Annotated in this window: 4 protein-coding genes; 2 read left to right on the forward strand and 2 right to left on the reverse strand. The window is 37.9% G+C overall.

What is annotated here, in order from left to right; all coding sequences use genetic code 11:
- On the forward strand, nt 1-1,146 hold a 1,146-nt coding region (locus AC22ZQ_RS13225; protein WP_318959237.1), incomplete at its 5' end, for an FG-GAP-like repeat-containing protein.
- Here the strand turns inward: AC22ZQ_RS13225 and ispE are convergent.
- Complete coding sequence (gene ispE, locus AC22ZQ_RS13230) at nt 1,143-1,946, reverse strand: 4-(cytidine 5'-diphospho)-2-C-methyl-D-erythritol kinase (protein WP_318959238.1); 804 nt, start codon at nt 1,944-1,946, stop codon at nt 1,143-1,145. The two genes, AC22ZQ_RS13225 and ispE, sit on opposite strands and share 4 nt — an antisense overlap.
- A gap of 61 nt (nt 1,947-2,007) precedes the next feature.
- Here ispE and AC22ZQ_RS13235 point away from each other — a divergent pair, with 61 nt between their 5' ends.
- Nucleotides 2,008-2,961 (forward strand): acetyl-CoA carboxylase carboxyltransferase subunit alpha, encoded by a 954-nt coding sequence (locus AC22ZQ_RS13235; RefSeq protein ID WP_318959239.1) that lies wholly within the window; start codon nt 2,008-2,010, stop codon nt 2,959-2,961.
- A 179-nt stretch (nt 2,962-3,140) separates the two neighbouring features.
- On the opposite strand, the gene AC22ZQ_RS13240 is transcribed toward AC22ZQ_RS13235, so the two are convergent.
- Nucleotides 3,141-3,682, reverse strand: a 542-nt coding sequence (locus tag AC22ZQ_RS13240; protein WP_318959240.1) for a T9SS type A sorting domain-containing protein, incomplete at its 5' end; no start/stop codon positions are given.

Consider the following 3,682-nt stretch of genomic DNA (forward strand, 5'->3'; position numbering starts at 1 on the left):
CAGCCTAATTTTATTTATCGAACCGACCAGTTTTTACAAAGAGACATGTTAGATAATGGTGTAGGTGCTCACCCCATTTTGGTAGATTTAAACGGCGATGGACTTTTAGATCTCATCTTGGCCAACTTCTATCGCTACAAAGATTTATTAGATAAAGAAAGCGCCATTCAATATTACCAAAATACAGGAACTGCTGCTCAACCCGAATTTACTTTAATAACGGAAGACTGGAATAATTTTGCCAATTCTAATTTCGGACTTAGAATACACCCCACTTTTGGAGATATAGATAATGATGGAGATTTGGATATGTTTATAGGTTCTGAATTGGGAAATATTCACTATTTCGAAAACACAGGCTCGAGTACCAATCCTAACTTCAATTCACCTCTATTAAACATTACTGATGCAACCGGCATTGTAATCGATGAGGACGCATATGTGAGTCCACAATTGTTTGATCTTAACAAGGACCAACTTCTTGACCTTATCATAGGAAGAAAAGACGGAACCATTGCTTATTATGAAAATACCGGAACTTCCTCCAATTATGAATTCACGTTGAGCAACACCATGCTTGGTAATGTTGACGTAAGCATAGGAACTTCTGATGGTTTTGCAACTCCTCACTTTATCAATAAAAATGACACGCTTTATCTTTTCTCGGGGAGTAGAAGTGGGAAACTTTGGGTCTACGACGATATCGCCGACAATTTAAATCCAGGAGATGTTTTCAATTTAATCAGTGACGATTATTTGTCCATTGACGCCAAGGCCTATTCTTCGGTGGCAATCGCTCAATTGAACAACAATCTCTTTTTAGACATGCTTTATGGTCATGATTTAGGTGGAGCTTGGTTATTTGAGGCTGATCCTAATATCACTTATGGTATAGTAGAAAAAGAAGTACCTACCTTATTTATTTACCCGAACCCAAGCAAGGGTTCTGTTCAAATTGAAGGAAATTTTAGTGCACAAAACACGCTTCTAGTATACGATACACAAGGAAGATTAAGTCTAGAAGTTAATAATATCAATGCGCAATCGGTAATTGACGTAAATCATCTTGAAAAAGGAATGTATCATCTCATTTTACGCGATAACGATACCGGCCGCGTGTATAGAAACAAAGTCTTGATTCACTAAAGGGTTAAAACTTTTTCAAAACTTACATGATCGAAACTTAGTTCTGGTTCCTCCTTGTAAATACCAAACATCGTTGAACCACTTCCCGTCATAGCGGCATAAACAGCACCTTCTTTGTAGAGTTGTTCTTTTATTTCAGCCAATTCAGGATGATTTGGAAAGACACTGGCTTCAAAAGAATTGGTCAAAGTTCCTTTCCATTGTTCTATAGGAGTAGTAACAACTTTTTGCGGATCTTTCAATCCTTCTAAAAATTGAATATTTCCATAAGCTTCGGCAGTGCTTACATGCACACCAATATTCAACAATTTAATATAGTACCCTTTAAGATCAAGATCAATATTGCTCAATGTTGTCCCTGTATCGGTAGCGTATTGTGCATGGTTACGAATAAAGAAAGGACAATCACTTCCTAGTTGCGCAGCATACTTGCATAATTCATCTTCACTCAAATTCAATTCAAATAAATCATTCAAAAGAATTAAGGTGTAAGCTCCATCACTACTCCCTCCACCGAGGCCGCCACCCATAGGGATAATTTTATGTAAATGTATCTTTACAGGAGAGAGATCATAGTCCGCACGCAGCAGTTCATATGCTTGCACACATAAATTGCTCTTTTCGGAACCAGGAATGGCTAATCCTGAAGAAGAAAATTGAAAAATATCGCTTTTTATTACTTCTAAAATATCTTGCCACGCAATGGGGTAAAGTACTGACTGTATGGTGTGATAGCCATCTTCTCGCTTAGCTAAAACATTCAAACCGAGGTTAATCTTACATCCTGGGAAACATATCATGCTCCAAATGTATAAATAGCTTTTATTTTTTTGTAACTTTCGCCACCCAAATTAGAAGCATATGGCGACTTATTTAGATTTTGAAGAACCAATAAAAGCCCTCGAAGAGCAGATTGAAAAAGCCAAAACACTTGGTGAAGAGTCTGACATGGACATGGGCGATAAGATAGAAGAATTAGAGAACAAGTTAGAAAAGAAGACCAAAGAGATCTTCACTAACTTAACTCCTTGGCAACGTGTACAACTTTCACGTCACCCAGATAGACCATATACATTGGCCTACATAGATGCAATGACAGATGGAACTTTCCAGGAATTGCACGGTGATAGAAACGTGAAGGACGACAAAGCAATGGTAGGTGGTTTCGGTCAGTTAGATGGACAAACAGTGATGTTTATCGGTCAACAAAAAGGAGCGAACACGAAAATGCGTCAGTACAGAAACTTTGGTATGGCTAACCCAGAAGGGTACAGAAAAGCTTTACGTTTAATGAAGCTGGCTGAGAAATTCAACAAGCCTATTGTGACGTTGATTGACACTCCGGGAGCATTCCCAGGACTGGAAGCTGAGGAAAGAGGTCAAGGTGAAGCTATCGCGCGTAACATCTATGAAATGATGAAATTGAAAGTTCCTGTAATCTGTGTAGTTATCGGAGAAGGAGCTTCTGGTGGAGCATTAGGAATTGGTGTTGGTGATAGAATCTTGATGTTAGAAAACTCTTGGTACTCTGTAATTTCACCAGAAAACTGTTCTACAATCTTGTGGAGAAGTTGGGATTACAAAGAAACAGCTGCTGAAGCATTGAAATTAACTTCTACAGATATGAAGAAGTTGAAGATCGTTGACGAAGTGGTTAAAGAGCCATTAAGCGGTGCACATAGAAAGCAAGATGAAATCTTCGCTACACTGAAGAAAGTATTGAAGAAAGAGATTGCTGCACTTTCTAAGCTTGATGCCGACAAACGTTCTGCAGAAAGAATTAAGAAATTCGAAAAAATGGGTGTTACTAAATAAGTAAACCTATAACGATATAAAGAAGTCCTGGTGTTCACATCAGGACTTTTTTTATGCCCTTATCCTTCATAAGGAGCACAACCTATACCTTATTCCTAACAATCTTAAACTGGGGTACTATACATAAAAAAAGCAAGCTCCTTTCGAAGCTTGCTCTTACTAAATATAAACGTAGAGGTTTATTGTTTCACTATTCTCACCATAGCTTTCTGATCGTTCTTATCCGTTACTTCTAATAAGTAAACACCTTTAGGAAGATCTATATTCATAGTGATGTGATCTGAGTAACTCATCTCATCTACCTGAATCAATTCTCCCGCCAAGTTAAATACTCTAAAGCTAACGTGATCTTGAACTTGATCAAAGCGTACATTAAATGTTCCTTGTGTTGGGTTAGGGTAAACTGTAAAGGCTTCTGCCAATTCAACCTTCTCTACACCTACTGTAGTAACAGCGATACATTCTGATGTATCAACACATCCATTTAAAGTAATTATTACGCCATAGTTTCCATTTGCCGTAGCTGTAAAACTTTGTCCAGTTTCGCCAGCAATAAATGAATCATCTGCACAATCAAACCATTGGTAGGTTGCACCTGCTTGATCTGCAGTTAACGTAATTTCATTTACAGAAACCGCTGGATCTATACTTGTAATATTGATTTGTACAGATTGTGTTGCTGAACAAACTCCAGTTGTTGTGTACGTTACCGTGTAAGACC

This window comes from Lishizhenia sp., from assembly GCF_057456495.1.